General features: G+C 48.4%; 22 protein-coding genes and 1 pseudogene. 11 read left to right on the plus strand and 12 right to left on the minus strand.

The annotated features are described in order from the left end of the window. Nucleotides 1-220 precede the first annotated feature (220 nt). From HER31_RS01885 to HER31_RS01915, 7 genes and pseudogenes are all read left to right on the plus strand, one after another. Nucleotides 221-400, plus strand: a complete 180-nt coding sequence (locus HER31_RS01885; protein WP_168659019.1) for a hypothetical protein — start codon at nucleotides 221-223, stop codon at nucleotides 398-400. A gap of 193 nt (nucleotides 401-593) precedes the next feature. Beyond that, nucleotides 594-908 carry a hypothetical protein gene (locus HER31_RS01890; RefSeq protein ID WP_168659020.1) on the plus strand — a complete coding sequence of 105 codons (315 nt, stop codon included), beginning with the start codon at nucleotides 594-596 and terminating at the stop codon, nucleotides 906-908. Between the two features lie 261 nt (nucleotides 909-1,169). Beyond that, complete coding sequence (locus HER31_RS01895; RefSeq protein WP_168659021.1) at nucleotides 1,170-2,393, plus strand: TniQ family protein; 1,224 nt, start codon at nucleotides 1,170-1,172, stop codon at nucleotides 2,391-2,393. A gap of 5 nt (nucleotides 2,394-2,398) precedes the next feature. Beyond that, entirely contained in the window at nucleotides 2,399-4,516 is a 2,118-nt protein-coding gene (locus tag HER31_RS01900; protein ID WP_168659022.1) for a type I-F CRISPR-associated protein Csy2, read from the plus strand. Then, nucleotides 4,494-5,534, plus strand: a complete 1,041-nt coding sequence (csy3, locus tag HER31_RS01905) for a type I-F CRISPR-associated protein Csy3 (protein WP_168659023.1) — start codon at nucleotides 4,494-4,496, stop codon at nucleotides 5,532-5,534. The genes HER31_RS01900 and csy3 overlap by 23 nt, the downstream gene beginning before the upstream one ends. Next, the gene (cas6f, locus tag HER31_RS01910; RefSeq protein WP_168659024.1) at nucleotides 5,534-6,151 is read left to right on the plus strand and encodes a type I-F CRISPR-associated endoribonuclease Cas6/Csy4; all 618 of its coding nucleotides are present in this window, start codon (nucleotides 5,534-5,536) and stop codon (nucleotides 6,149-6,151) included. The genes csy3 and cas6f overlap by 1 nt, the downstream gene beginning before the upstream one ends. Nucleotides 6,152-8,860: 2,709 nt before the next feature. Beyond that, a pseudogene (locus HER31_RS01915) lies at nucleotides 8,861-9,127 on the plus strand (transposase); the annotation flags it as partial. 75 nt (nucleotides 9,128-9,202) lie between these two features. On the opposite strand, the gene HER31_RS01920 reads toward HER31_RS01915, so the two are convergent. From HER31_RS01920 to HER31_RS01955, 8 genes are all read right to left on the minus strand, one after another. Further along, nucleotides 9,203-10,117: a LysR family transcriptional regulator gene (locus tag HER31_RS01920; RefSeq protein WP_168659025.1), complete on the minus strand. Its 915-nt coding sequence runs from the start codon at nucleotides 10,115-10,117 to the stop codon at nucleotides 9,203-9,205. A gap of 127 nt (nucleotides 10,118-10,244) precedes the next feature. Further along, a complete protein-coding gene (locus tag HER31_RS01925; RefSeq protein ID WP_168659026.1) occupies nucleotides 10,245-10,742 on the minus strand; it encodes a succinate dehydrogenase/fumarate reductase transmembrane subunit in 498 nt (165 codons plus the stop codon). Between the two features lie 80 nt (nucleotides 10,743-10,822). Next, nucleotides 10,823-11,509, minus strand: a complete 687-nt coding sequence (locus tag HER31_RS01930; protein WP_168659027.1) for a haloacid dehalogenase type II — start codon at nucleotides 11,507-11,509, stop codon at nucleotides 10,823-10,825. Between the two features lie 52 nt (nucleotides 11,510-11,561). Then, on the minus strand, nucleotides 11,562-13,133 hold the full coding sequence (locus HER31_RS01935) for a multiheme c-type cytochrome (RefSeq protein ID WP_168659028.1): 1,572 nt from the start codon (nucleotides 13,131-13,133) through the stop codon (nucleotides 11,562-11,564). A 119-nt stretch (nucleotides 13,134-13,252) separates the two neighbouring features. Continuing rightward, nucleotides 13,253-13,810: a TetR/AcrR family transcriptional regulator gene (locus HER31_RS01940; protein WP_168659029.1), complete on the minus strand. Its 558-nt coding sequence runs from the start codon at nucleotides 13,808-13,810 to the stop codon at nucleotides 13,253-13,255. Nucleotides 13,811-13,991: 181 nt separating this feature from the next. Next, entirely contained in the window at nucleotides 13,992-14,540 is a 549-nt protein-coding gene (locus tag HER31_RS01945) for a carboxymuconolactone decarboxylase family protein (protein WP_168659030.1), read from the minus strand. 64 nt (nucleotides 14,541-14,604) lie between these two features. Next, a complete protein-coding gene (locus tag HER31_RS01950; protein WP_202983588.1) occupies nucleotides 14,605-15,132 on the minus strand; it encodes a hypothetical protein in 528 nt (175 codons plus the stop codon). A gap of 36 nt (nucleotides 15,133-15,168) precedes the next feature. After that, nucleotides 15,169-15,423, minus strand: a complete 255-nt coding sequence (locus HER31_RS01955; RefSeq protein WP_168659031.1) for a DUF2798 domain-containing protein — start codon at nucleotides 15,421-15,423, stop codon at nucleotides 15,169-15,171. Nucleotides 15,424-15,589: 166 nt separating this feature from the next. Here HER31_RS01955 and HER31_RS18885 point away from each other — a divergent pair, with 166 nt between their 5' ends. Then, nucleotides 15,590-15,724 carry a hypothetical protein gene (locus HER31_RS18885; protein WP_275060706.1) on the plus strand — a complete coding sequence of 45 codons (135 nt, stop codon included), beginning with the start codon at nucleotides 15,590-15,592 and terminating at the stop codon, nucleotides 15,722-15,724. Nucleotides 15,725-15,954: 230 nt separating this feature from the next. On the opposite strand, the gene HER31_RS01960 is transcribed toward HER31_RS18885, so the two are convergent. From HER31_RS01960 to HER31_RS01975, 4 genes are all read right to left on the minus strand, one after another. Continuing rightward, complete coding sequence (locus tag HER31_RS01960) at nucleotides 15,955-16,638, minus strand: NAD-dependent epimerase/dehydratase family protein (RefSeq protein WP_168659032.1); 684 nt, start codon at nucleotides 16,636-16,638, stop codon at nucleotides 15,955-15,957. 42 nt (nucleotides 16,639-16,680) lie between these two features. Beyond that, entirely contained in the window at nucleotides 16,681-17,586 is a 906-nt protein-coding gene (locus HER31_RS01965; RefSeq protein WP_202983589.1) for a helix-turn-helix domain-containing protein, read from the minus strand. A gap of 133 nt (nucleotides 17,587-17,719) precedes the next feature. Beyond that, a complete protein-coding gene (locus HER31_RS01970) occupies nucleotides 17,720-18,562 on the minus strand; it encodes an SDR family oxidoreductase (RefSeq protein WP_168659033.1) in 843 nt (280 codons plus the stop codon). 24 nt (nucleotides 18,563-18,586) lie between these two features. Beyond that, nucleotides 18,587-19,531 (minus strand): SDR family NAD(P)-dependent oxidoreductase, encoded by a 945-nt coding sequence (locus HER31_RS01975; RefSeq protein WP_168659034.1) that lies wholly within the window; start codon nucleotides 19,529-19,531, stop codon nucleotides 18,587-18,589. Nucleotides 19,532-19,705: 174 nt separating this feature from the next. Between HER31_RS01975 and HER31_RS01980 the strand changes: the two genes are divergently transcribed. The 3 genes from HER31_RS01980 to HER31_RS01990 all read left to right on the plus strand — a co-directional run bounded on the left by HER31_RS01980 (nucleotide 19,706) and on the right by HER31_RS01990 (nucleotide 24,974). Further along, nucleotides 19,706-20,877, plus strand: a protein-coding gene (locus HER31_RS01980) for an IS3 family transposase (RefSeq protein WP_168659035.1) whose coding sequence is annotated in 2 segments (ribosomal slippage) — nucleotides 19,706-19,976 and nucleotides 19,976-20,877 — 1,173 coding nt in all. Because the reading frame shifts where the segments join, the coding sequence is not laid out codon by codon here. 1,430 nt (nucleotides 20,878-22,307) lie between these two features. Beyond that, on the plus strand, nucleotides 22,308-23,018 hold the full coding sequence (locus HER31_RS01985; protein WP_168659036.1) for a TetR/AcrR family transcriptional regulator: 711 nt from the start codon (nucleotides 22,308-22,310) through the stop codon (nucleotides 23,016-23,018). Nucleotides 23,019-23,138: 120 nt separating this feature from the next. Then, nucleotides 23,139-24,974 carry an Ig-like domain-containing protein gene (locus HER31_RS01990; RefSeq protein ID WP_168659037.1) on the plus strand — a complete coding sequence of 612 codons (1,836 nt, stop codon included), beginning with the start codon at nucleotides 23,139-23,141 and terminating at the stop codon, nucleotides 24,972-24,974. The last annotated feature ends 42 nt before the right edge of the window (nucleotides 24,975-25,016 follow it).

A 25,016-nucleotide genomic window follows, 5' to 3' on the forward strand; every position in this document is an offset into this window, starting at 1 on the left:
GCCGCCTTTGCCCAGACGATGGGTCACTTTGGCGCATAAAGCTGCTGTTGAATATGCCAGCACTTGAGGTTAATGTTGCATATATTCAATGGTTTATATGCAGATTGGAGCTAAGGTGTGAATGTTGATACGCGGCAAAAACTATCTGTAGAAACGCGGCATCTTGCCGCATATTAAACTGTTAGCACTAATAATCCATCTAATTAGAAGGATATGAATTATGGATAAGAAACAAGACAAAGATTCTGAAGAAAAAATCACTGTTGAAGAAATAGCAAAAAGTACAACTACTTATGGCTTGATTCAATCGATGACTCAATCTAAGACTCTTACGATAATGGTTCTTGTTGGATTGATTATAATAATCTCATTTATCATATTTTTATCTAAACAGATCTAATTAATTATGTGATGTTTAGTTTAAAGTTATTTGGTTGTTTTATTTTGTTATTAATAGAGTAATTGGGCAATCATAATTATAAGATTTTTATATTGCCCAAGTGCTAACAAAACATTCAATGAGGGACGCGGCAAAAAGCGCGCCGCGCCCCATTAACATTCGTGTGATGTACCGCTTACTCATGGAGGAGTAAATGGATAGAGAGAAAGTCGAACGTGTTCTGAGGCACCTGGAAAGTGCCGGACGCCAAGGCACTGGCGTAATTTCGCTCTCCAATGCAATTGGAGTAAGCCCGTCCGAGTTACGTAAGTTTGTGAGCGAGCGGCAAGATTTCGTCAAAATGATTGACGGAAAGGTGATGCTCAATCGATTTGGCACGGCGAAAGGCTCAGTTGATACTATGCTCGCTAATTTGGATAAGGAGTTGGAGTCACAAGATAAGCAATACTATTGGTTTTGGCTAGTTCTTGCCTTATCTGGGGTCGTATTGTTTATCTGCCGTACATAACAAGCCGCGATAGGCGGATCGCAACCGTTTGGTTGGCTATTGCAACCAAATAGCTCCCGCTGAGCAAAGCCTTACACTCGATGGTCGAATGTCCGCTTCTGGCCGATAGTCGACGCTTGCGAAGCGATTGGAGCCGGCGACTCTCGGCTTCAGTTAGTCTGTGTCGCCATCAAAGCACATTAACTACTTTTTGTTCTCCTTGCTTTACAAGCGCTGAGCGCGACCTAAGCTAAACTAAGAAATGCTTAGTCTGGTGTATTGATGGAATTGTTGATAACCCCAAAGCCCTTTGTTGACGAGTCACTTGAAAGCTATCTGCTCCGTTTGGCAGAGGAGAATGGCTTTGAGTCGTATCAGGTGTTTAGTGCGGTGGTGCACGAGTGGCTGCAGGAGCATGACCATCGAGCTGCGGGGGCCTTTCCGCTTAGCCTTGGTTTGCTTAATGTATTCCATGCTAATCGCAGCAGTGGCCTTCGGGTTCGAGTCATCCAGTTGTTTGAGCAATTGGCCCATTCGGGGGAGTTGCCGCTGCTCAAGCTTGCGTTGATGCATTCATCTGCCACTTTCGGTAAACGTCGTGCAGCGGTGTTTCGTGATGGTATTGATATTCCGCGTAGCTTTATCCGTTTATGCGGAATCCCTGTCTGTCCTGCATGCCTAAATGAGCAGCCCTATATCCGTCAACGTTGGCACTTTAAACCCTACAGCGTCTGTCATAAGCATGGTATTACGTTAATCAGTAATTGCCCCGGTTGTGGGGAGCTTTTGGATTACCAGAACAACGAGCTGATAACTCATTGCCACTGTGGTTACGACTTGCGTTTTGCAGGGCAGGAGAAGGCGACAACTGAGACGTTACAGCTTAGTCGGTTAGTTTCGGGGGAGACCGTTGAGGGCACAGACCCTTTATCCACTGCCATTAACCTGTCTGTGCGTTTTGGAGCGTTGCAGTGGTTTGAGGCGTTTTCTGGCTGTGAACTTACTGAGCAAGAGGCAATCAGCAAGGCTATTGAGTTCTTCAACGGCTGGCCACAAGGCTTGGTTGACGGGTTGGAACTACGACGGGAGCATGCGGAGTTGCGGTTGGTGAAGAGCTACAACCGAACATTGTTTGCTGAGGTGTTCGGCGAGTTGTTGCTGGATGCTCGAAAGTTACCAATGCGGGACTTAGGACGAAACTTCGTCTTGAAGGCCATTATTGATTACCTATCCGAGCTGGTTCGAAATAACGCCCAGTCCAAGCAAGCCAATGTCGGCGATGTTCTCTTGAGTCTGGTGGAGGCAGCAGCCGTGCTCTCTAGTAATGCGGAAGCGGTTTATCGCCTGTACCAGGAAGGTTTCCTTGTATTGGCCGTGCGACCTAAAGGGAGGAGCAAGCTGGAAACTTATACGCCAGCATTTCGGCTGAGGGACGTAATGGAACTTCGGCTGGCACGAATGCAGTCACAGAATGATAGCGGTGATCGCTATCTGCCAGCTTGGTGAAGCTCATGCATCTTGATGAACTATTAGCAGTAAGGGATCGAGAAGAAAGGGACAAGCAGTTACGACGCGCCTTCTCGCCGGCTACGGCCTTGATTGAGGTGTCGGGCAGCGAACTAAAAGCTCTTACGATCTTATGCAATCTCACCTTTAAGCGGGCAGACGTCACGGATTTACTCTCCGTCGCTCAAGCCAAGCAAGCGCTAACTGATCCGGTTCATTTTGAGCACTGCGTGAACGAGGTGAAATGGTTCCATAGTCACAATCTTAAATATCCAGATTCGCGAGTCAGTCACCAGCGTTTGATATTGCCAAGTCCAGAAGCCACTTTAGGCGTGATTAGCTCTAGTGAAGAGCCGGAGTTACTTGGATGGTCTCATAACAGCACCGAGATAAACCGCTCAAAGCTATTCTGCACCGCATTCCTGATGGCTGGGAGGAGTACTTGTTTGGTACGTGAAATCATTCAACATCCATCGAAGTGGCTGCCGCGATTAGCGCAACGATGCCTGCCTGCAGAGCAGCGGAAGCGGTTGAGCCAAAGGCTTAGTGATTGCTTGCCCGAAACTTCAACGCCTAATGAAGTCAGCCCGTACTCCAAACAGGTTAGGATGTTTGATGGACACCGCTATCGTTCGCTGACGCCCGTGGTTAGCCACAGCCTACAAAGTAAGATCCAACAACTGGCCAATAGCCATCAGCTTAGGGCAACGACTATTGAGCATGCACACCCTGCTGCTGTTGGGGATTTAACTGCTAGTCAAGGCGGACGCGTACGAGCATTGTTTTACCCACCACCTGTATATTTGAGTAAAGCTGAAGGGCTGTCGGGGGCCCGGAGCAAGCAAGCTCAGCAGGGGCGTTCGGTATTCGATCTTACAGCTCTGAAAAATAAGCGTTTCGTTGCTGCGCTGGATCAACTCATCGGCAATCAAGGGTTCCAGACCTTACGGGCTAAGCGAGAGTCACGAATTGAGGCATTACGAACAGTCCGAAAAGCTCTGGCTCAGTGGTTAGCACCAGTGTTGGAATGGCGGGATGCGCTTGAGCGAGAAAAGACAGGGCTAAACCTAGAAAACGGACTCGAAAGGGGGCTGCTAGAAACGCCACAGGCAGACCTACCAGAGTTACTGGATCCATTATCGAATCGCTTACAGGAAGAGCTGCAGGTCGTTGGCCGTGGTAAAGCATATGCTTACCATCCGCAGTTGATGTCACCTTTGAAAAGTCAGCTGAAATGGTTGTTGGGTCAATTAGCGAGAGAAGATGACCATTCGAGTACTTCGGCGACGATGAGTTATCTGCACTTATCAGGTTTGCGAGTATTTGATGCGCAAGCACAAAGTAACCCTTATGTCGTTGGAATTCCGTCACTGTCAGCCCTTTGGGGACTAACGCATAATTTTGAACGTAGGCTGACAGAGCGATTAGGGCGACCGATACAAATCGTCAATGTCGCTTGGTTTATTCGGCAGTACAACCTTTCCGACAGCAAGAAGTTGCCAGAGCCGAATACCCCTAGAAAGCTTAGACAGCAATCGGAGATCAAGAGACCCGGAATTCTTGATAGTAAGCTCTGTGATATCACCATGGAGCTGGTGCTTAAAGTCGTGACGCCTCCAGAAGTTGAGCCTTTAACCCAAGCAGAGTTTAATTTGGTGCAAGCGGCATTCCCTTCAAACTTTGCAGGAGGTTGTCTGCAGCCGCCATGTCTATATGAATGTACCGAGTGGTGTAAGCTTCATACATCTCCCCAGGAGTTGTTTGATGAGCTTGTGCGACTACCTCGAGGAGGGTGCTGGGTTTATCCAACAGATGAGAAAATCACTTGTTTAGACGATCTGGGACCGTTGCTGACAAAGAAGCAAAACTACCGGCCTGTTTCTGCAGGGTTTGTGGCATTGGAAGAGCTGCAGTGTCGTGCAGGTAGTGTGGAATCTTCGCATTGCTATGCCGAGCCGGCGATTGGTTTAGTTGATTGCATTGGGCCAATTGAGGTGCGCTTTGCTGGACTAAAGCACTTCCTAGAAAATGCATTCTGGCATATGGATGTGACCGATCGAGCTATGCTTTTGAAAAAGGCCCCTCTGCTGGAGTTGTTCTATGGAATTGGGCAGACATCTTAACTACACCCGTTCGCTATCCCCCGGTAAGGCGGTGTTCTTCTATAAAACTCAAGATAGCGATTTTGTCCCGCTGCCTGTCGAAGTGAACAAAATAAACGGCCAGAAGTGTAGTTATGGGGAGGGTTACGATGCACAGTTCAGGGCAAAGAAGAGTGAGACCAAAGACTTGGCATTTGGAAACCCTCACACCATTGAATCCTGTTACGTGCCCCCTCTGGTCGATGAACTTCAATGTAGATTTTCGCTACGGGTCGAAGCCAACTCGTTAGCCCCGAATCTTAGCGACGATCCCAAAGTCAATCGTTGGCTTGTAAAGCTGGCTGAGGGCTACAGGCTGGCTGGAGGCTATCAAGAGCTAGCGCGTCGCTACGCCAAGAACATGCTAATGGGCACCTGGCTTTGGCGTAATCAGCAAACAATGGGAACAGCGATACAGGTTCTCACTGCCAGTGGCTCGTGTTACGAAATTGAAGATGCGCGGCGACTGGACTGGCAAAGCTCTTGGCCCGAGTCGACAAACTCTGCGTTAGAAGGGCTTGCATTAGAGCTGTCTGAGGCATTGAGTGATCCCAATCAGTTTTGGTTTGCGACCGTGACAGCCACCCTGAAAGTTGCCTTCTGCCAAGAGATCCACCCCAGTCAACAATTTACCGAAAATGTTGAGCGAGGTATTCCTTCTAAGCAGCTAGCGAAGGTTGAATGCATTGATGGTAACTATGCGGCCAGCTTCCATGCTGAAAAAGTTGGGGCGGCTCTGCAGTCGATAGATGATTGGTGGGATGACGATGCCGACATTCCTCTGCGGGTTCATGAGTACGGAGCCAACAAAAGTGCTTTAGTCGCACTGCGTCATCCTGTTACTGGTCGGGATTTCTATCAGCATCTAAAACGTACTGCGTATTACATTCGTCGACTACGTGGTTGCGAGAAGGACGATGGCAGTGATATTCCAAACGAAATTCATTATCTGATGTCGGTACTGCTCAAAGGCGGTTTGTTTCAACAAGGGAAAGGCTGATGGAGCAACGATACTTCTTTGCCATTCGTTATGTGGCAAAGCGTGCTGATTTTGCATTGCTGGCCGGGCGCTGCATCTCGGTACTACACGGTTTTTTGTCGCGTCATCAGCTCACAGGAATCGGTGTTAACTTTCCTGATTGGACGGAATCCTCACTTGGCCAGACAATTGCGTTTGTCGGTAAAGATGTTGGTTTTCTGGGTCAGCTTCGGAAGCAAAGCTACTTTGAAATGATGGAAAGAGATCAACTTTTTGAACGCTCTAAACTTAAACCAGTTCCGCAGGGCTGTCGGGAGATTCAGTTTAAGAGAAATCAAAATATCGCGAAGTGCTTTCCCGGTGAGAAACGTCGAAGGTTAGAGCGCGCAAAGCGCAGGGCTGAAGCACGAGGGGAGGTGTTTGCTCCAGCAGAAACGGGTCAAGCTAGCCAGTTAGAAGCCTTCCACAGCATATTGATGCATAGCAAGAGCAGTAGCCAACAATATCTTCTTCATATCCAAAGAAAAGTTGGATTGGAGTTGGTATCGGAAGATTTTGGTCAATATGGCTTGGCGACAAATTTGATACATCAAGGGACACAGCCTGAGTTACCGCGTGGACGAACCCTTTTTGATTAATATGATTATTATCATTAATTTTCAGTGTCTTAATGGGAGTCCCGAAAAGAAGGTTTTCGAGCCGTCAAGGGGCGAAAGCTATGTCCCACGGAGGTTTTGATACTAGACTTGACAGTGAACTGCCGTATAGGCAGCTGGGAAATCAATGGTACGGAGCCGCCGGGGTGGAAGCTATGTGAACTGCCGTATAGGCAGCTGGGAAATCATCGATGCTCGGGTTGGTCGGGCACAATGTGTGAACTGCCGTATAGGCAGCTGGGAAAAGTACAAAAGTGCAATTCTGATACAGCAACATGTGAACTGCCGTATGGGCAGCTGAGAAAGACAGCTATCGATCAGCGGCATCAGCATCAATGTAAACTGCTGTATAGGCAACTGATACTAGCTCCCTAGTAAAGCAACTAAGTCCAGAAGTACATTGCTGTCGAACCTGAATAGATTACTATGAAGTTCTCGATGCCCACCTGGGCATTTTGTTTGGAATGCGGAATCACGTTGCCTGCTCAGGTACGGGCTCAGAATTTGACCTTCAAAGGTTTCTCTGGTCAGAGTCTGGCTAAAATGGAGGAGTCGTTGGCATGAGTTCGCAGCGACAAACTAATCGCCTGCAGGTGCTGGGGAAAGGCCAGAAAAGGTATCTTGTGTTGAATGAGATGTCGTCTATATCCGTTATCATTGACTCGAAATGGAAGGTTTTATGTCCTCAAAAAAATCTACGTCTCGAAGTTCTGGAAGAGCTTACAAGGAAGAAAGTGATCGCGTATTGCTTGCACGTAGCGGCTCAACAGCAGGTGTAACGTTCAGCCCTTCATGCTCGAGCTCGGAGTTGGGCATTTATGCCACCTTGATGGCTCTGAAAAAGCTCGGCAGGGCAACTGACAGGTAGACTAAACAGCTTAGTGGCTCTCCAACAACCGTATGGACTTAAAGCTATAATCTGTGTGGTATTGATAGCTAATATGAACGGTGAACTGCCGTATAGGCAGCTGAGAGTAGGCCGTGAAGAAAGCAACCAAGACAAAGAACCTGTTTCTGCCGAAGAGGTAGATGGTTACGAAAAGCCCTCAGCGATCTCTGGGGGCTTTTCACTTGAAGGATTGAATCTGATTATCCTCGCTATGACTGTCCGATCCCTATTTTCTATATGTTTTGGCAGCAAAATAGAGCTTAATTTGCGGAAGAAAAGTTGTTGAACATAACTCCAATTGTGCGTAGTTAGGGCTTTGAGTTGTGTTCGCGTCGATCTAGCCCAGAACTGCCTAAAAAAGATCCAACCGAATCGCCAAAATGATATGAACCTCATAAGAGCAGGCTGGCTTAGTGAGCCATCCAATGGTGGCTGTTTTAACTCTACTATTGACTGCGATTAGAAAGAAGGAGTACCACTCAAGTTGTTGCTTCTCTAACGACCCAAGTAGACGGTTAGCAGAGTCAATAATTTATCCACGAAAACTGGTTCGGCCTACCCTGCCTGAGTTAAAGTCAACAGCACTAAATCAAAGGACTGATATTGACGAAGCATGGAAGAACAATGTGATTCTAATTGAGAGCGAGCATTGACAATAGAGCTTATGGCTAATACATTGGCATTATGACAATGCTCGTGGACTGTTATTAATTAGCGGTTGCGTTAGCGTAGCCGGAACCATTTCAGCCTGCACATTTTACTCCAAACACGCGACCTGTGCCTTTGCATTGCCCGCATTTTACTGCCTCCCCACTTGTGTCAGGCTTTGCGTCTACGTGACCGTCGCCGCCACATGAAGAGCATTGTTTTCCCCCAGCACCAATCGTACCTTTACCTAAACACGATTTGCATTTTACACTGATCTGAGTGTTGCTACTCATGATTTACTCCTTGTTAATCACCGTGCGCTACTGAGGATAGTATATCCTGACCTGAACTGGTAATTCTGGGCATCGGCTGGTGTAACAGAATTAAGTACGACAGGCAGGGCGAGAGCACGCATGTTCAGTTTTTGTCCAATCCATTGGTTCCCGCCAATATCACTTGCTCCAAATAGGCGGTATTCATTGCTGCCCGTTTTTGTTTTCGTGGAATACTTGTAGTGACACACTAAAAGCAGCCACCTGTTAAGAGGTGATATCTTTTGTGGTTCTGCAATGTGTAACAGTTGTAAGTTTACAAGACAGCTTCAGGACGAAGCGGAACCTTATGAAGCTTTTTGCTTCATTGTTATGCAAGGTTTCGCTTCAGATTGGCTAGCAAGTGTATGATTGTTGGTGGCGGCTTATGCAGGCTTATGCTTCAAGCGACATCTATTTGTCGTTTGAACCATAAGTCTGCATAGTAGAAACATAAAGCTGCATAGACTAAGTTTTGATGTAGTATTCCTACATTATAGGCATAAGTAGATGTATCGCCGTAAGCTTGGTTACTCAAGGGTTAAAAACCTCTTCCGCTTTGCTAGCTCTAAAATGAACTCTGTTATGACTGTCGAGTCATCATTAGAGTTTGATGCCTGTTTTCATTTCGAATACTCCTCCAGCATTGATTCGTTCGAGCCTCAACCTCAAGGCTTCTTTTACACCTGAATCGCCGTCAATGTGGCTATACCCCCGACTTTGCGGTTATTGATAATGGCAATCGGCGTTTCATCGAAGTGAAACCTCAAAGCAAGGTGCTTTAGAGCGACTTTCGAAATCGTTTTTATGCGAAGCAGTTAAAAGCCAATTCACTAGGGCTGCTGTGACAATGGGCCTGAATTTGTCAGTGCTGAGTTTGTTAATTGGGCCAAAAGCCACGAAATCAGAGTTGAGTACATTCAACCTGGCAAGCCTCAGCAGAACGCTTACATCGAGCTACATAACAAAACAGTACGTTACAGTTGAGTCAGCAAGCACCTGTTCGAATCAATTGAAGAGGTGCAGGACTATGCGACGGAATGGCTTTGATTTTACAACCATGAACGGCCACACAAAGCCAACAATGGGCGACCACCGTTGATGGCCGCTTTCCCTCTAGTTTTAGCTTCAGTTAAAAAAGGGAGGACTACCATAGCTAATGCCACATTTCCCTTTTTCTGCACACTAGCTGTCAGCGATATTAGTAACGAACGCCTGTTCATCGCTTAGTCGCTCAATCAACATTTCCCGAAAGGCTTTGGATCTGGCGGATTCGAGTTTTCTGTCCGTCCACACCATATAGACTGCCCCTGCAATGGGTTTAGTATCAGGCATTAGTTGCACTAGCGTGCCTTGTTCGAGGCAGGGTTTTAATGCCTGTAGCGGAATCAAACAAACCCCCATCGAAGCGATGGCCGCCTGCATAACTAGGCGAAGGCTATCAATAGAGTATTTTGACCGCGGGTTAATACGGACCAACTCCCCTTGCTCCATAAACTCCCAGTAGTCTAATTTGTTGCCTGATAACAGGTTATGCGCTGGTAAATCCGCAAGACTTTTTGGGGTGCCATGCTCTGCCAAATAGGCTGGTGAAGCAGCTAAAGCTAAGTCCAACTGAAACAACTTCCGCTGGATCAGATCCATCACTGTTGGTGGGTTGGTAGAGATAGCCAAATCGATCTGGTCTTCAAAGAAGTTTTGCGCATCCGAAGCAAAGTCGATGTGGATGTTTACTTTAGGGTGCTGCTGCATAAAGGCAAACGCCGCAGGCTGAAGAAAGTGATCGGCAAACGGTTCCGGGCAGGAGATGCGGATATCACCTGTCAACTCCGTACTGCTGCTTAACGAGCTGTCCCACTCCTCTTCCAGCTTCTTCATTATCGGCGAAAACTGGCGGTAGTAACGCTCACCAGCAGCCGTTAGTTGAAACAGCTTGGCATTGCGGTGCAGCAACTTTTCTCCGACCGCCTCCTCCAGGCCTACAACGGCTCTAGATATGGTTGGGGCTGAGGTATTGGTGGCTGCACTGGCAGCGGCAAAACCGCCATGGGCCACCGCTTGGCAAAACCAATATAGATTGGTCATTTCTTTAGACTTCAAAACGATTCCTACGAACAAGAGCGGTGATCAAAGCAATGAGGCTATGTGATTAAAGTTAAGCAACCACACACCACTAAAACGAATCCCGCAGTATAAATCCAGCGGAATTTGTTGGTGTTATTTGATTTTATGAGGATGTTAGCAACGCCTTGAGCGCCATGGACAACACCAAGAAAAAGTAGATTAGCCAAGCGCCTTCAAGCCAGACTCGTGTAGCAGCCAATGCCGGAGTAAACTCTGTTTTCGCCGCCACCAACAGCAGTAAATGAGCTCCTGCAACAAACATCAGCGGCACGCCGGTTAAGAACTGGGTATTGAACTGACGGTGCAGTTGGCTGGCTTTCGGTAGCGCTTGTTTACGAAACCAGACAAAAACCAAGTGCAATGTAAGCACGAGCCCTAAGCTACCTGCTAATACTGGCACCATCCAGTCAAAGCCCATACCATCAGCAGAGAGGAACCTAAGCTTTAACGTGTTCATGACCCAGGCTAACCACTGTTCGCCAATCAGCACACTTGCCAGCATGATGATGTGAAACGAGATAAAGCCACTTAGCAGTATGCCGGTGATTTTTACATCGGTTTGAGCCGTTTCTGCAGTGTATTTAATATCCTGCGAAGTCATCTAATTCTATCCCGTTGCGCAATGGCATGTGATCTGTTGAAACTGGATTTGCAGTGCCACTACAAACCAATGCGTTGTATTTATCCTTCAATGGCTGGCGCCAGTGAAGTTAAGTGGTTGATCACCTTGTCTGGTTGAATTTCCCATGGGTCGAGATTGGCTTGCCTATCACGTTGTAGCCAGCAGCTGTGCCATCCTGCCGCTTTGGCGCCTAGCACATCAAAAGGGTTAGATGAGATAAGCCAAGTACAGTCAGGAACTGAGTCTGTAACCTCAATGAAATGCTGGTAGACCTTAGGGTCCGGCTTAAAGCTGGCCACGGTTTCTACGCTAACAATGCCATCAACGAGGTGAGTTAGCCCTGCCGAATCAAATAGGGTTTCGATGGCTTCTCTGCTGCCATTGGAAAAGGCAAACAGCGTAATGTTTGGTATCGCCCGCAGTTGCTCTAAGGCGTGTTTCACTTCGGCGAAGCACGGTAGGGTTTTATAGCTATCGAGCAGCTCAGTGAGTTGAATATCGCTAAGAGTCAGTTGGTGTTCAGTTAAAGCAAACTGCAGCGCCTGCTTAGTACAGATTGAAAAGTCCACATAGCTGTTCATTAAGCCGCGACGAAACGAGTATTCCAGCTGTTTTTGGCGCCACAATAACGAAACTGACACCGCTTGCTGGCCAATCATTTCAGTGAGCAGCGTAAGTACACCGTGGGGGTTAATCAAAGTGCCATAGACATCGAAAGCGATGGTTATCGGTTTGGTCTTGCCCATTTGTTTCTCCTAATAAAAAGCCCCAAGCGCACAGGCTTGGGGCTTTTATCCATCAAAAATCCTGAGATTTATGTTGGTGCTGCAGCAGCTTTTCGTAACGCTGTTGCGCTTTAATCAGCTTTTCGCGCTCGTTGTCATCAAACTTACCTGGGCGCGGACGCTCAGACTGGTGGCAGCTAGCACAGGCATGAGGCACTAAATCGAAATCAGTACAGTAGTGCACATTCTTAGGAAACTTGATGCTGTCATAGCAGCCGCCAAAGTCAGCGGTGATCTGCTTCCAAGACTTGGTCAGCTTGGCTTCTGGATCGGCATCTTCGTTGGTAAACGACTTCAAGTAATCAAACTGCGCCAGAGTCTCTTTAGGCTGAATCGGTTTGAACACGTGCAAACGACCGTCGTAACGGGTGGAACGCAGGAAGCTGATCATGCCGTATGGCATGTGGCAGTCGATGCAGTTGGCAGACACTTGAACGTGAGCACCACCTTGGTGAGCTTTGGTGGTTTTACCGTCATCGTGACATTCAAGGCACATGTCGTTAGCAGGCTTGCGAGTCTGCTGGGTATGCGGATCGTGGCAGGTTTTACAGGTCATGCCATTTTCAAAGTGCTTAGTATCCATCAACTGCATGGTGTAAGACTTACCTTGCTGGAAGTACTCAGTGCCCGCCCACTTTTTACGTACGTTAGCCACGTAGTATTCGTCCAGTTTACCTTCGCCAGGAGTCCAGTGATGGCCTTTACCTTCTGGATTGTTAGCATCAAACTCGATCGGCAACTCGCTCCAAAAACCATTGTTGTAATTAATCGAGTGACCAGATTGATGGCACTGATCGCACTCGGCACTGCCTGAGTCGTCCATCATGCTTTCAGGGTGAACGATGTCTGCTTTGTTGCGGCTCTTAATGTGCTTACTGCCAGGGCCGTGGCACTTTTCACAACCGATACCAAATTCAGCACCACTCCAGATATTGGTGTTATCCGCAGAGCGTCCGAGTTTCGGGTACTCCTTCCAAGATTCCACCTCAAAGCCGGTCATGTGGCATACCGCACATCGGTTTTCGTGGTGGTTGAACTGGTCGAAGGTTTCGCGGCGCTCTTTAGAAGCCAATGAACCATCTTCCTCGTACCAAAATAGGTCGAAAGAGTTACCCCAGCGCTCTTGTTTGGTGCTTTCGTTCCAGTAGTTGAACGGTAGATTCAACATTGAATCGGTTTTCACGTCACGGGTGAAGAACATGGTTTGAGCGGTATAGCCCACAGCATCTACTTGATAAGATTGGTCGCGGTTCGCATCAAACTTATCGTGGATGGTTACCCAGTACTTTTTGCCTATCATGAACAGGGTGAACTTGCGATCTAGATTCGAGGTATAGATAACCTTGGGCTCAGCCTCGGTACCCCAAGGGGCATTGATGCTGTGCTTGTCTTTGGTGTAGAGCTGGCGCAGCACCTTAGCGTGACGGGTGTCTTTCCATTGATTGTACTGTTCGCTATGGCAAGCGCGGCACTTCTTAGATCCCACGAACTCTTTATCGACGCCGGCGGGCTCTGCAGTAGCTTGGCCTGTTAAGCCGAGTGCAGCGGCTATTAGCAGACCTTTAAGGACTGTGTTTCTCATCATAAACTCCATGCTTATTAGCAATTTGATGTTCTTACTCAATAAAGTTGGGTAACCAACTAAATTGAGGTTCCCAAAAAAGCTGAAGCCTTGGCTTCAGCTTAACAACTCACGCTCTTAGGTTAGAGAGTGTCTAACCAGGCTTTTAATTGTTCGCCCTGTTCAATGAAGATGCTCGGGTCGTGGTAGGTGCTAGCCAGCAGGCAAGCACCCTGCAAACTGGCAACGTAACGCTGAGCGAACATTGCCGGCTGTGCTACTTCCATCTGTGAAAACTGTTGCTCTGCCCAGCTCAAGCGGGCTTTCAGGGCATTGTGGCCGTCTTGCAGGTCAACATCATACTTGGCGATCTCCTGAATGAGGCTACCAATCGGGCAACCCCATTTGGCTACTTCTGGTGCAATCTTGGTGCGTTCATCGATAAAAGCCGCCAACCGTGCTCGCGGACTTGGCAATGTCTTAAAAGCTGCCACCATATCGTTGAATTGCTCGACCTGAGAGCCTGCAACCGCGCGCAAAATGTCTTCTTTGGTTTTAAAGTAGTAATACATGTTGCCAATTGAGACACCGGAGTCCTCAGCAATGTCGGCTAGGGTGGTCTTATGAAGTCCCTGCTGATGGATCAGGCTTTGTGCGCTGGCAAGCAACTTAGCTTGCTTTATGCTGCGGCGTTTCTGCATGGCGAACTCATTTTTGGTTAGTTGACCAAATTATTTTAGCGGTAATTTTCTTCGGTGCAATTAGCAACTATCACTAAGGTGATAGAGATCTCATCCAGCTTTGTACTTGTCTGCAGTTACAAAAAGACCACCGCAATCGGTGGTCTTCTTGGTTAACTTCGATATAGGCAAAGTCTCGAGTTTACTTTTCCCAAGCGAACTTCTCGTACACCTTATCTACTGGGGTCTCAGCGATGTGGTTTACGTAGTTGCTGATTACCTTTTGCGATAGACCAAGCACAATCTCCAGCATTTGACGCTGAGTGTAATCTGCATCAAAGAAGGTCTGCATCTGCTGTTCGGTAAGATTGCCGCGAGCACGGACCATGGCTAACGTGGTGTCATGCAGCACCTGCAGCTTCTCGCTAGGCATTACCTGACGGTTACGCAGAGCTTCAGTTAGTGCAGGGTCTACTTTCATGCTGTGAGCGATGCCAGTGTGAGCCGGTACACAGTAGGTACACTCGTGCTCTACGTTAATGGTTTGCCATACCACGGTTAGCTCTTCAGCATTGAATGAGCTGTTAGCGAATAGCTGATGAAGTGCTAAGTAGCCATCAAGGATCCCAGGGGCTTCAGACAGCACACCCAATAGGTTTGGGATCATGCCGAACTGCTTTTTCACTTGCTCAAGTTTGGCTTTACTGTATTCAGGCACGGTGTCTAGGTTGTGGATAGTAAAGTTGTTCATCTGCTGTTACTCCATTTGGGTATTTAGCAATTGGCCAGCCTAAACTGGCCGTGAAGAAAAGTGGTTAGCCTATACGCTGCTGAGGGTTACGGCGGTACAGGTAGAAATTAAAGGCGGTCAATGCCATCACGATTAAGGTCATTACCGGTGGCTTTGACTGCAGCGGCAAAACGGTAGCTGGCACATTTGGGTTTAGGTGAACGTAGATAGCGACGGTCATAATGATCATGGTCAATCCTGTGCCAGCTAGCATCAGCTTGTCAGCGACGATATTGGTCATCTTGCTGCCGCGAATAAGTACCAGCAGCATCAACGCACCAGCACTGATTTCACCAAGCTGGCCAGCCCAGCGAGACAATGTCGGAAATGGCAGGCCGCTGTAGGCAATTTGCGAGGTAAACATGGTGGTGAACGGGTCGAAAAACTTCACGGTCCCCGCCATCACTAAGAAGCCACCGATTAATCCCGCTAACGCTTTTTCAACTTTCTGGCCGGTGGTTAATGGTGCATTGCGCAGGAAAAACATCACCGCGCCAACAATGGCGAATACGATGCTGATTAGAATGACTTCGCGAAGCAGTTGTTCACTCATGATGATTACTCTTATTTTTTGTTTTGATGGATTGCACTAGCTGTTGGTTGCATTAGCTGCTGGCTGCAACAACACTTGGGTTACGAATAGGCGCACTATTGGGGCGACGATCGCCAGTAACATTGCAGCGGCAGGTAGCACCTGACCGAGCATACCCATCCAGGCATCGAAGAAGCTCATGCCCTCGGGCAGATGGCGGTAAGCCATGATGGCAGGCATACCGAATAGCATTGATGGCAATACCATGGAGATCATCAGTGGGTATTGATATTGACGCGGAAATTTTTTCATGGTCTGAACTCTCATTGGCTAACTGATGGACTCAGTATAGAGACGTGAACGACCGTTCAAAATATCCAAATTTGAAAGCTTAGCTTGCAAATTTGCAAGCCAGTGTTGGTTGTCTCAACAGACTGTGCGCTAGAATCCATGCTCTGTCGATTTAGGAGCAATCTAGGTGTCCGATTTCAAATGCATTGTTGATGGCATCATTCAGGGACAAGCCAATCAGGTAGGGGTAATAGACGTTACCGACCACCGGCCCATGTTCTCTGATTTGGTCGGACGTCTTAACCGGCGTGAAATCGCGTGAGTCAGGGTACGAGGAAACGGGTTGAGCACTCTGGATAACCAGGTTATCAATGTGCGTGCCCTTCCCACAAGTGACAATGGACAGGGCGACCAATGCCAAAGCTGACAGGGTACAAAGCGGGTGCTCTTTCAAAAAGGTTACGGTTTTCATGGGTCTCATGTTGGTTTTAAATAGGGCGGGCTCTCATTCGACGAGGCGCTATCTCGACGCAGTTCTGCTTTGACAAAGTGCTATTTCGCTGTGCCTGCGGCGAGTTGGATGATCTCTTTCACCTCAGCGATGCCGGGAGTGGCACGATCTCGAACGGCGTTGATCATTGCATTGCCCATCTGTCGGGTGGTGACATAGCTGTTCGGCGCGATCCGCTTGAGCAGAGGAAAAAGCGGCGTCATTAACTTGTACATTAATCGGTAGTTGTTGGTTTTGGACTCAATGCCATCGAGAGGCTGGATCAAACCCGGTCGAAATGCGTGGAAAGCAGCAAAGCCGACTCGTTCCAGATCGTTCTCGGTTTTGCCTTTCACCCGCGCCCATATGGCCCGCCCTTGTTCGGTTCGGTCTGTGCCGGTGCCGGAGACGTAGATAAAAGCCAAGTCGGGATTGTGGGGCTTTAACAGCTTGGCGATCTTTAGCGTCAAGCCATGGTTGATGGCCAAGTACTGCGCCTCGGTTAAGCCAGCCGAGGTGACACCGAGGCAGTAGAAGCTGGCATCAAGATCACGCAGCGCTTGGAAGGCATCACTGTGCTGGATCTGTTCAAAGTCTGCGACCTTGATCTGCTGTACCTTGCTCGATACTAGGGTGATGGGGTTTCGTACCAGCAGGACGACCTGTGATACATCATCTGATTCCAGACACGCTTTGAGCGCGCCCTGACCGACCATACCGGTCGCTCCAACGATCAATACTTTCATAATTTTGCTTCTAATAGGCAGCCCATTGGGCATTGCCCTAATTTATGACTGAGCTTTGAAGGCGCGTGGGCTCAAACCTGTTTTCGCCTTGAAGAGCTTGGAGAAATGCTGGGGGTACTCAAATCCGAGGTCGTAGGCTATCTGGGTAATACTGATGTTGCCATCGTGCAGTAACGACTTAGCGCGTTCAATGATGAACAGATGAATGTGCTCGAGGGCATTCTTGCCAGTCTCCCGCTTGAGCAGATCGCTTAGGTAGTAGGGAGACAGGCCCAGTTCTTTGCCACACAGCGCTACACTTGGAATGCCTTTGTCTAGGCATTGCTCGCTCTGGTAATAGTCGTGCAAAAAAGCATTTAACCGATTGAGATGGCCCCGGTTGAGATCACGTCGAACATAGAACTGGCGATCGTAAAAACGCTCGCTGTATTTGAGCAGCAATTCCAGATTGGATTGGATCAACATCTGGCTATGACGGTCCAGATTATTACCGCATTCCAGCTCGATATTCGCCGCGATATCGGCCACAAGGCGAACCTCGCGCGCAGACAGATGGAGCGCTTCGTTAGTGTCGTAGTGGAAGAAATTGTAGTGCTCGATCTTACGCCCCATCTCCGAGTTGCGGATAAGATCGGGGTGGAAGGCGATGGTCCAGCCAAAGGCTCTGTCTGATGGTTCAATCTGCTCGATGGCGATGGTCTGACCCGGAGCCATAAACGCCATCGTGCCCTCGTCAAAGTCATAGCGGGTATGACCATAGCCAAACTTGCAGGTGGCCCCGTCCTTGAGCGACACCATAAAGAGTTCAAAGCAAAAGTGACGCCCTTGCAGGGAATGACTTTTGAGCTGCGAGTGATGAAACACGGTGATCAGCGGGTGGGCGGGGCGCTCAAGTTCCAGCACCTTGTTCAGGCTGGAGATGCTATTGATGGTAAACGTGTCATTCAATGGGAATGTCCTTTTTGGTGTCTCTGTAAGGGTAGCAATCGGTCGCAGGGCAAGGCGGACGGTCACATCGAGCATGACACGCCAACGGCTGGCGGTTTAACGCCGGTCGCTGGCGGCTCGGCCAGATCAGCCCTTATCGGCTTGGTACCAGCACCTGCGATAAGGTGGCCAGCAGCGCCGCTTTCGGCAGGGTTTGTTTCATTTCCAGCACCTGCTGCGCATCCACGCCGGACACATTGTGGACTGGGGTGGACTCGGTCACGCACTGATAGATCTTCTCTGCCACCTCGGCCGGATCCGCCTGCTGGTTGCCTTGCTGCATCATCTCTGCGATGGTCTCATTCATCTTGGCCACGCATTGGGCACTGTACTCCTGTACCTGAGCATCGCCATTGGTCAGGATTCGATGGTTGATCGAGCTGTACAGGCTGGTTTCATAGGCCCCGGGTGCCACCGCTTTGAACTGAATATTAAACGGCGCGTACTCCAGCGACCGCGCTTCAGTCAGTTCTTCGACGGCAAATTTGCTGGCACTGTAAACGGAGGAGAAGGGGGATCCGACCAGGCCTGCCAGTGAGGAAACATTGACGATCGCCCCATCCCCTTGCTGGCGCATGATGGGCAAGACCGCTTGGGTCATGCGGATCAAGCCGAAGACATTGGTCTCAAACAGGGCATTGATGGCGGGTTCATCCCACTGCTCAAACACACCCATGCCGGAGATCCCGGCGTTGTTGACCAGGGCATCAATGCGGCCGAAGCGAGCCATAGATTCGCCGACGGCATCGGTGACGCTTTGCGGATCGGTCATATCCAATGGCAGCACCAATACATTGTCCAAGCCGATGAGCTCTGTCTCCTTGTGGGGGGAGCGCATGGTTGCAACCACATTCCAGCCCTTTTGGGCAAAGTGCTTTGCGGTCAGTTTGCCAAAACCGGAGCTGCAGCCGGTGATCAGTACCGTTTTGATAGTCATAGTCTTTTTCTCTTGGTGTTATTGTTAGAGCCAGTGCGCCAAGCGCGCTTGGGTCAGCTGCTGCATTGCCTGCCGTTTGGACGGGTTCATCGCTTCTGGGTGATGCGGCTTCATTTTGTCCTCACATACATACTCCGCTGACACTCCGGTAAAGGCAGAGCTTGCTACCAAACGAACGATGCGGTCGGCCCCCACTTCGGTAGGCGAGGCCATCAGGTTCATTATCGATTGCATCACCTTCTCTGTGCCGGAGAGGTAGCGCAGCAGATTCGACTTGATGTAGCCAGGACACAGGGAATTGACCGTCACGCCGCTGCTGTTGAGGCGCTGCGCCAGCTCAATGGAGTAGTTGTTCATTGCCAGCTTGGACTCCACATAGGTGGCATTGGTGGCAAAGTCCGGTTTGGATTGGATCTGGTCGATATCGAGTCGGTCAATAAACTCGGTATTGGTGGTGAGGTTGACGATCCGCCCTGCCGTGCTCGCTTTAAGCGGCTCAAGCAATAACTCAGTCAGCACCACGGGGCCCAGGTAGTTAATGGCCCAGTTAGTTTCAAAGCCATCACCCGTTAGCACGCACTGGGTCATGTTGATCCCAGCGCAGTTCACCAATACATCGATACGTGAATTGGCGGAGAGGATCCGTTGGACGCAGTCCTGCACACTGGCCATGGAGGCGAGGTCACACAGCTCAAAACTGGCCTGTCCGTTGCCGCCGTTTTGATTCAGTTGGGCCAGTAAAGTTTGGCCCTTGGCCTCACTGCGGCCGAGGATAACCACATGGGCGCCTAAGCGATGAAGCCGGATGACGGCCTCGCGGCCAATACCGTCGGTGCCACCGGTAAATACTACGGTTTTGCCGTCTAGCTGACTGTCAGCTGCGGACAAGGCCAGACGAGGATCACTCTTGCGGCGCTGGGGGACAAATAAGTTGAGCATGATACGTGTCTTGTTGCTGAGCAGAGCCATACGCTCCTCCTTTGGATCCCCGCATCGCGCTCTATTCCGGCGGCGTTGATTGGGGGGGCGTTTCAGGAGGTCGTATCTTAAGAGGGGCGCAGCGATGAGACTTATACATTTCCCAAAAGTGTAGTGGTCTAATGATCCCGGACACCAAATTAGGTGGCAAAGTCACCGCCGTAAATGAGGTGTTCAATCACAAAACGACAACGACGTACATTTTCAGCTGAGTTCAAAGTGGATGCAGCTTGTTTGGTTCTAGATCAGGGGTACTCAATCCCTGAAGCTGCAAGATCGCTGGACGTTGGAGAAACGGCTCTTCGACGCTGGGTTGAACAACTCAAGCTAGAACGTGGTGGCACCACGCCTACGGTCAAAGCATTGACCCCAGAACAGCGCAAAATTCAAGAGCTGGAAGCCCGGATTAATCGTCTTGAAAGAGAAAAGTCGATACTAAAAAAGGCCACAGCTCTCTTGATGTCGGACGAACTCGAACGTTCTCGCTGATTGACCAATTGAGGGAGCACGAACCGGTCAACATTCTGTGCGATTTGTTCGACGTACCAACGTCCTGTTATTACGACTTCAAGCAACGAAAACCAAATGCTGGGCGGATCCAGTTGGCAAGTCGTATCAAGGAGCTATTCAACGCTAGTCGTGGCTCTGCAGGCAGTCGAGCACTGGTCTCTATGCTACGAGAAGCCGGCACAAAGATTGGTCGGTTCAAAGTGCGTAAGCTGATGCAAGAGGCTGGCTTAGCAAGCAAACAGCCGGGCTCTCATCGTTACAAAGTGGCGAAGGCAGAACGTCCAGATATTCCAAATCTCCTCAAGCGAGAGTTTTCAGTGGCCGCACCAAATCAGGTTTGGTGTGGCGACATTACTTACATTTGGTCAGGCAACAAATGGTGCTACCTGGCTGTTGTGATTGATCTGTACAGCCGCCGAGTTGTGGGCTGGGCGTTGTCAGATAAACCTGATGCCGAGCTTGCTGCAAAGGCGCTAGATATGGCATGGGAACAGCGAGGACGACCAGCGGGCGTTATGTTCCACTCAGACCAAGGCTGTCAGTATGGCAGCCGTAAGTTCCGGCAGAGGCTGTGGCGTTATCGAATGACGCAGAGCATGAGCCGGCGTGGCAACTGCTGGGACAATGCGCCAATGGAAAGATTATTTAGAAGCCTGAAGACTGAGTGGGTGCCGGCAACTGGCTATTTAACGATGAATCAGGCAAGAAAAGACATCAGCTATTACCTGATGGATTACTACAACCGGCAACGGCCACATCAAGCAAATGATGGGCTGTCGCCAGTAACTGCCGAAAATCGGCTTAAAGCAGTGTCCGGAATTGGTTGACCACTACAAAAAGCCCCCAGCCTTTTGTCGTTTGAAGCATAAGTTTGTATAGACTACTTTTTGATGTAGTAAATCTACATTGAAGGCGCGTCTATTCACTCTTTATTTTCACTTCTATGTTTCCTTTTATTCCTTCTGTTTTCTTGATTGCCTTTAATTTTAACAGCTTGGCTGAGTCATCATGTTCTTCGAGTAGAAAACTAGTCAGCGCAGGTATTGAATCAAAGGAAGTAAGGTGTTTTGATGATTCACAATAAGAAATCCAATCTTTGTCATTTGATATCAACTAAAATTTTGCGGGTCCACTAAAATCCCTAGCAATATTTTTGTAAGCTTCTTCTATAGACAAAAGTGCGATGGCATCAGGGAATTAACTTTTTCTTTAATGGGAATGGTGGATTACGATAGAAGTACAGTTCGATAACATTATCCATTATATTGACTGTTTTTGTAACTTTAATTTCATAACTTTCCAGAAAGTTATCGTATTCAATCATATCTTGCTGTAACGCAACCTTAACTGAAAGTTCTTGAGAAGAAAATAACTTTGCATAAGAGTTACTTTAGTAATGGATCTTTTAATATGCTGTTTAATTTTTTATAGTAGTCCTCAATCTTTTCTTTAATCGACACCCTAATTTATTTGTCTGTTATTCGGTTAGAGAAAACTCATAAAAGTTAGAGGAGGATAAATCACGAAGTCGATTTGCACCTTGACTATCAAAATTAAAACCAGCCCCTTTAAATACTTCAGTATCTAATACAATTACTAATTTGCTCCTTTTGACATTAATCAAAATTTATAAGCATCAAATAAAATTCAAGTAAATTGGTTTTAACAGATTGAATAATTTGAATGACCGCTTATGACTGCTTATTACCGATAGCAGGCAACTATCGGCCAACAGCGGGCGTTGGAGGAGTTTTACTATATGCCTGCTATTCAGCAAACTGCGGGCGTTTGCTCTTTAGCTAAGTAGATACTGTGGGATGCTTATCGAAGATCTCGACCGTGTTTAATTACACGATTCTCCTAATCTTAGCACTGAGTGAGCCAGGAGCAGGAAAATGGCACAGTCAACAGTGCTCTCTCGCCATTAGTTTTATTCGCTAGTGTTTGCATTGGCGAATTTCACAGGCTTGTGCCAGCCAGGCAGTGTGTGCGCAATGCATTACGTGATGTCAAGCGTAACTCCCCGAGAGGCTGTTGATATTTTTTCAATGGGCTGGGTGAAAATTGTGAGGCCGGTCTTGTCATTAGTGGGTTTGATGGTCTCACGCTATCACTGCGATTCAGCTCTCGTTCCCTGTAAAGAGCCCCCTGCTAGAATTACAGTTAAACGAAACGTTGAATTGCTCGATGAAGTTTATTTTGCTTTAGGTATTTTTAAGCTTTTATCAGTTTGGCATTAGCTATTTTTTATACGAGTATGGCATTGATTTTTAACAATAAGCAGGCGAGAAAAGTCAAAATCGCCAAAGTTGCGATTGGACTTATCAAAAGTCAAGGTTACATCTCGTTGTCTCTCAATCAACTGGCCAAAGAGGCTGGCGTCTCCTCAGGCACACTGTATCGAGATTTTAAATCTAAAGAAGAACTGTTGGTTTTTCTATTCGGTAATGTCATCCGCAACCTCGGGGACTCAATGAAGAGGTTTTACAAATCAGAACTATCGGCCAAAGAAAAGGTCATTTGCTTCAATTGTTACCAGTTTTTCGTCAGGATGATGTATCCAAACGAAGGGTTTCTTGATTTGATCGGTTTGGACAAGACCGTGTTTGAGAACGTAGATGAAGTGACTTACAAAAAATTCCAAAAACTTTACGATGAGTTAAAGTCCTGCAACGAAATTATGTGTTTAAACTTCATCAAAAATGGAGAGTTAAACTCAGAGCCTGATTTATTGTTTAAGGTATTACGCCAAGTTTGGTTTTTGTCTCGTGGCGGTGTATTTGTTGCGAATCATAAAATTATAGATCAACGTGATTACAGCATAGATGATTTAATTGACGCATGTAGCATCATCTTGGATCAATTAGACTGGCGAACTGGAGCTGGACGCGCTGATTATCGTTTAATAAAGCTAAAGTTAAAATCAGAAGTAGAGCAATCTAAGCAATTCAATTGGAGTGATTATTAACGCATTTTAGAGACAATAACTCAAATAACATAAGTGTGTTCCCTTTAAATTCCTGCGTATTAATCTACGCGAGGAATAAAGATCCCTATTGCCTTTTTGGCACGAATAAAAGGATTTGTAATGAATAGAAATGTTAAGTCAATTATCGCCCTAGCGATAACTTTTTCCCTATCTGGATGCAATGATAGTGATTCCAATAACGGTGACATTCAGCCGATTAATGGGGCACCGATTGCAGTTTCAGATACTGCCGTGGTGACGCAGGGTGAAGCAGTCATTATTGACGTCTTGGCCAACGACGACGATCCGGATGGCGATGCGTTAACAGTCGTCGCTCATCCAGAACTGGAGCTTGTTAATGGCTCACTCGTCTACCAATCACCAATGGATGACTCTCTGGGGGTAAAGGAGTTCGAGTACAGAATTTCAGACGGTGAGTTGGAGGCGAGCGCCACGGTCACCGTCACCGTCGAAGCGGCAGCTGTGGTGCCACCGCCGGAAAAACGGGGCGACTTCGCGGGATCTGAGCGTTGTCAGTTGTGCCATTCGGCGATCTACAATCATTGGCAAGAAACCGCTCACGGTACGGTGTTGAGGAAGCTCTATCAGGGTGACGGCCAGGATATCGAAGCGCCCTGGGGTACCGAAGCAGAGTCCCGTGTCGTCTATGACGTCAATAATCACAGATACTCCACCTTTATGAAAGGCGATGAGTACTGGGTGACCATGCACGACGCTAGCGATGACAGCAAGAGCATCGATATGAGGGTGGATGTGGTGGGCTACAGCGCCCAGCTGCTGTTCTTCAATTACGACCCCACCTTGAACACCATGACCATCCTTCCCCTGAGTTACTGGCCCAAATCTGGCGAAGGCGACGATGAACTCTGGACGACCATTGCTGAGGATCTTTGGTTCAGTACCGATGGCGCCACGGTGCCGAAAGATCAACGCACCGTTATGGATAACCTCATTTCCTACGAGAGTCGCTGTGCCGACTGTCATGTGACGGCTTTTGAAGTGGAGGAATGGGTCGACTTACCCAATGGCATGATTTACGCTTCCCAAACCAACATCTGGGAGTCCGAGTTCGCCATTGGCTGTGAGAAGTGCCATGGCCCTGCGGCAGAGCATGCAGCAACAGGCAACCCAGCGTTGGTGGTGAACCCAACCGATTTGAGCGACGAAAATCTGGGCGCTGAATGCATCCAGTGCCACCAGTCTGGCACGCCGGCGAGCGACAGTTACCCGAATGTCGAGATGGCGTACAAGTTTAACCCACTCGACATTACCCAGAAGGGGCAGCACTTCAACGTCGGCGACAACCTGTCGGAGTTTTACACCTTCAACGACCGTGCCGAATGGCTGGATACGGGTTACAAACGGGAGTCCAAGAGTTACTTTGAAGAGTTTGCCATCACCAAGCACGCTGACAGCGGCATGATTTGCAGCACCTGCCACAACCCGCATACGCAGGAACTGCGTTTCGACGGCGATGAGGCCTGCGTCCGTTGCCATGAAAGCAAGGACGACGCTGAGCACACGATGATGGTCCACGCTGGTGCGCAATGTATCGACTGTCATATGCCCTACACCAAGCACAGCTTTGGCCGCTCCTTCCGGTACGAAACCCGTTCCCATGCATTTACCGCCTACCAGCCCGCCGACTCGTTGAAGGTTTATGACGCCTTAGCGCCCTTTACCTTGCCGGATGCGGATCCTGAACAGCAATTGACCCAGGTTTGGGCTCAGATAAATACTCTGGGGACCTGTTACGAAAACTGGAAACACCCGGCCAATATGGAGGAGTGCACGCTGTTTGATATCATGCCCAACGCCTGCTCTTCCTGTCACAGTACCGAGATGCCAGAGCCTGGCGTCTTTAACGAAACTGAGCGTCAGAAATTACTCGATGGCATAGCGCGCTACCAGCGATTCTTGGATAACCGAAACTAACCGGAAATTGTAACTCATCTTAACGGCCGCTCCTCTGAGCGG

This window comes from Ferrimonas lipolytica (assembly GCF_012295575.1).
In the GTDB taxonomy this organism is placed as follows: domain Bacteria; phylum Pseudomonadota; class Gammaproteobacteria; order Enterobacterales; family Shewanellaceae; genus Ferrimonas; species Ferrimonas lipolytica.

Bases quoted from the DNA above. Each gene is read 5' to 3' on its own strand.
- HER31_RS01885 (WP_168659019.1), top strand. From the start codon at position 221: ATGGATAAGAAACAAGACAAAGATTCTGAAGAAAAAATCACTGTTGAA.
- HER31_RS01890 (WP_168659020.1), top strand. From the start codon at position 594: ATGGATAGAGAGAAAGTCGAACGTGTTCTGAGGCACCTGGAAAGTGCC.
- HER31_RS01895 (WP_168659021.1), top strand. From the start codon at position 1,170: ATGGAATTGTTGATAACCCCAAAGCCCTTTGTTGACGAGTCACTTGAA.
- HER31_RS01900 (WP_168659022.1), top strand. From the start codon at position 2,399: ATGCATCTTGATGAACTATTAGCAGTAAGGGATCGAGAAGAAAGGGAC.
- csy3 (WP_168659023.1), top strand. From the start codon at position 4,494: ATGGAATTGGGCAGACATCTTAACTACACCCGTTCGCTATCCCCCGGT.
- cas6f (WP_168659024.1), top strand. From the start codon at position 5,534: ATGGAGCAACGATACTTCTTTGCCATTCGTTATGTGGCAAAGCGTGCT.
- HER31_RS01925 (WP_168659026.1), bottom strand. From the start codon at position 10,742: ATGACTTCGCAGGATATTAAATACACTGCAGAAACGGCTCAAACCGAT.
- HER31_RS01930 (WP_168659027.1), bottom strand. From the start codon at position 11,509: ATGGGCAAGACCAAACCGATAACCATCGCTTTCGATGTCTATGGCACT.
- HER31_RS01935 (WP_168659028.1), bottom strand. From the start codon at position 13,133: ATGATGAGAAACACAGTCCTTAAAGGTCTGCTAATAGCCGCTGCACTC.
- HER31_RS01940 (WP_168659029.1), bottom strand. From the start codon at position 13,810: ATGCAGAAACGCCGCAGCATAAAGCAAGCTAAGTTGCTTGCCAGCGCA.
- HER31_RS01945 (WP_168659030.1), bottom strand. From the start codon at position 14,540: ATGAACAACTTTACTATCCACAACCTAGACACCGTGCCTGAATACAGT.
- HER31_RS01950 (WP_202983588.1), bottom strand. From the start codon at position 15,132: ATGAGTGAACAACTGCTTCGCGAAGTCATTCTAATCAGCATCGTATTC.
- HER31_RS01955 (WP_168659031.1), bottom strand. From the start codon at position 15,423: ATGAAAAAATTTCCGCGTCAATATCAATACCCACTGATGATCTCCATG.
- HER31_RS01960 (WP_168659032.1), bottom strand. From the start codon at position 16,638: ATGAAAGTATTGATCGTTGGAGCGACCGGTATGGTCGGTCAGGGCGCG.
- HER31_RS01970 (WP_168659033.1), bottom strand. From the start codon at position 18,562: ATGACTATCAAAACGGTACTGATCACCGGCTGCAGCTCCGGTTTTGGC.
- HER31_RS01975 (WP_168659034.1), bottom strand. From the start codon at position 19,531: ATGGCTCTGCTCAGCAACAAGACACGTATCATGCTCAACTTATTTGTC.
- HER31_RS01985 (WP_168659036.1), top strand. From the start codon at position 22,308: ATGGCATTGATTTTTAACAATAAGCAGGCGAGAAAAGTCAAAATCGCC.
- HER31_RS01990 (WP_168659037.1), top strand. From the start codon at position 23,139: ATGAATAGAAATGTTAAGTCAATTATCGCCCTAGCGATAACTTTTTCC.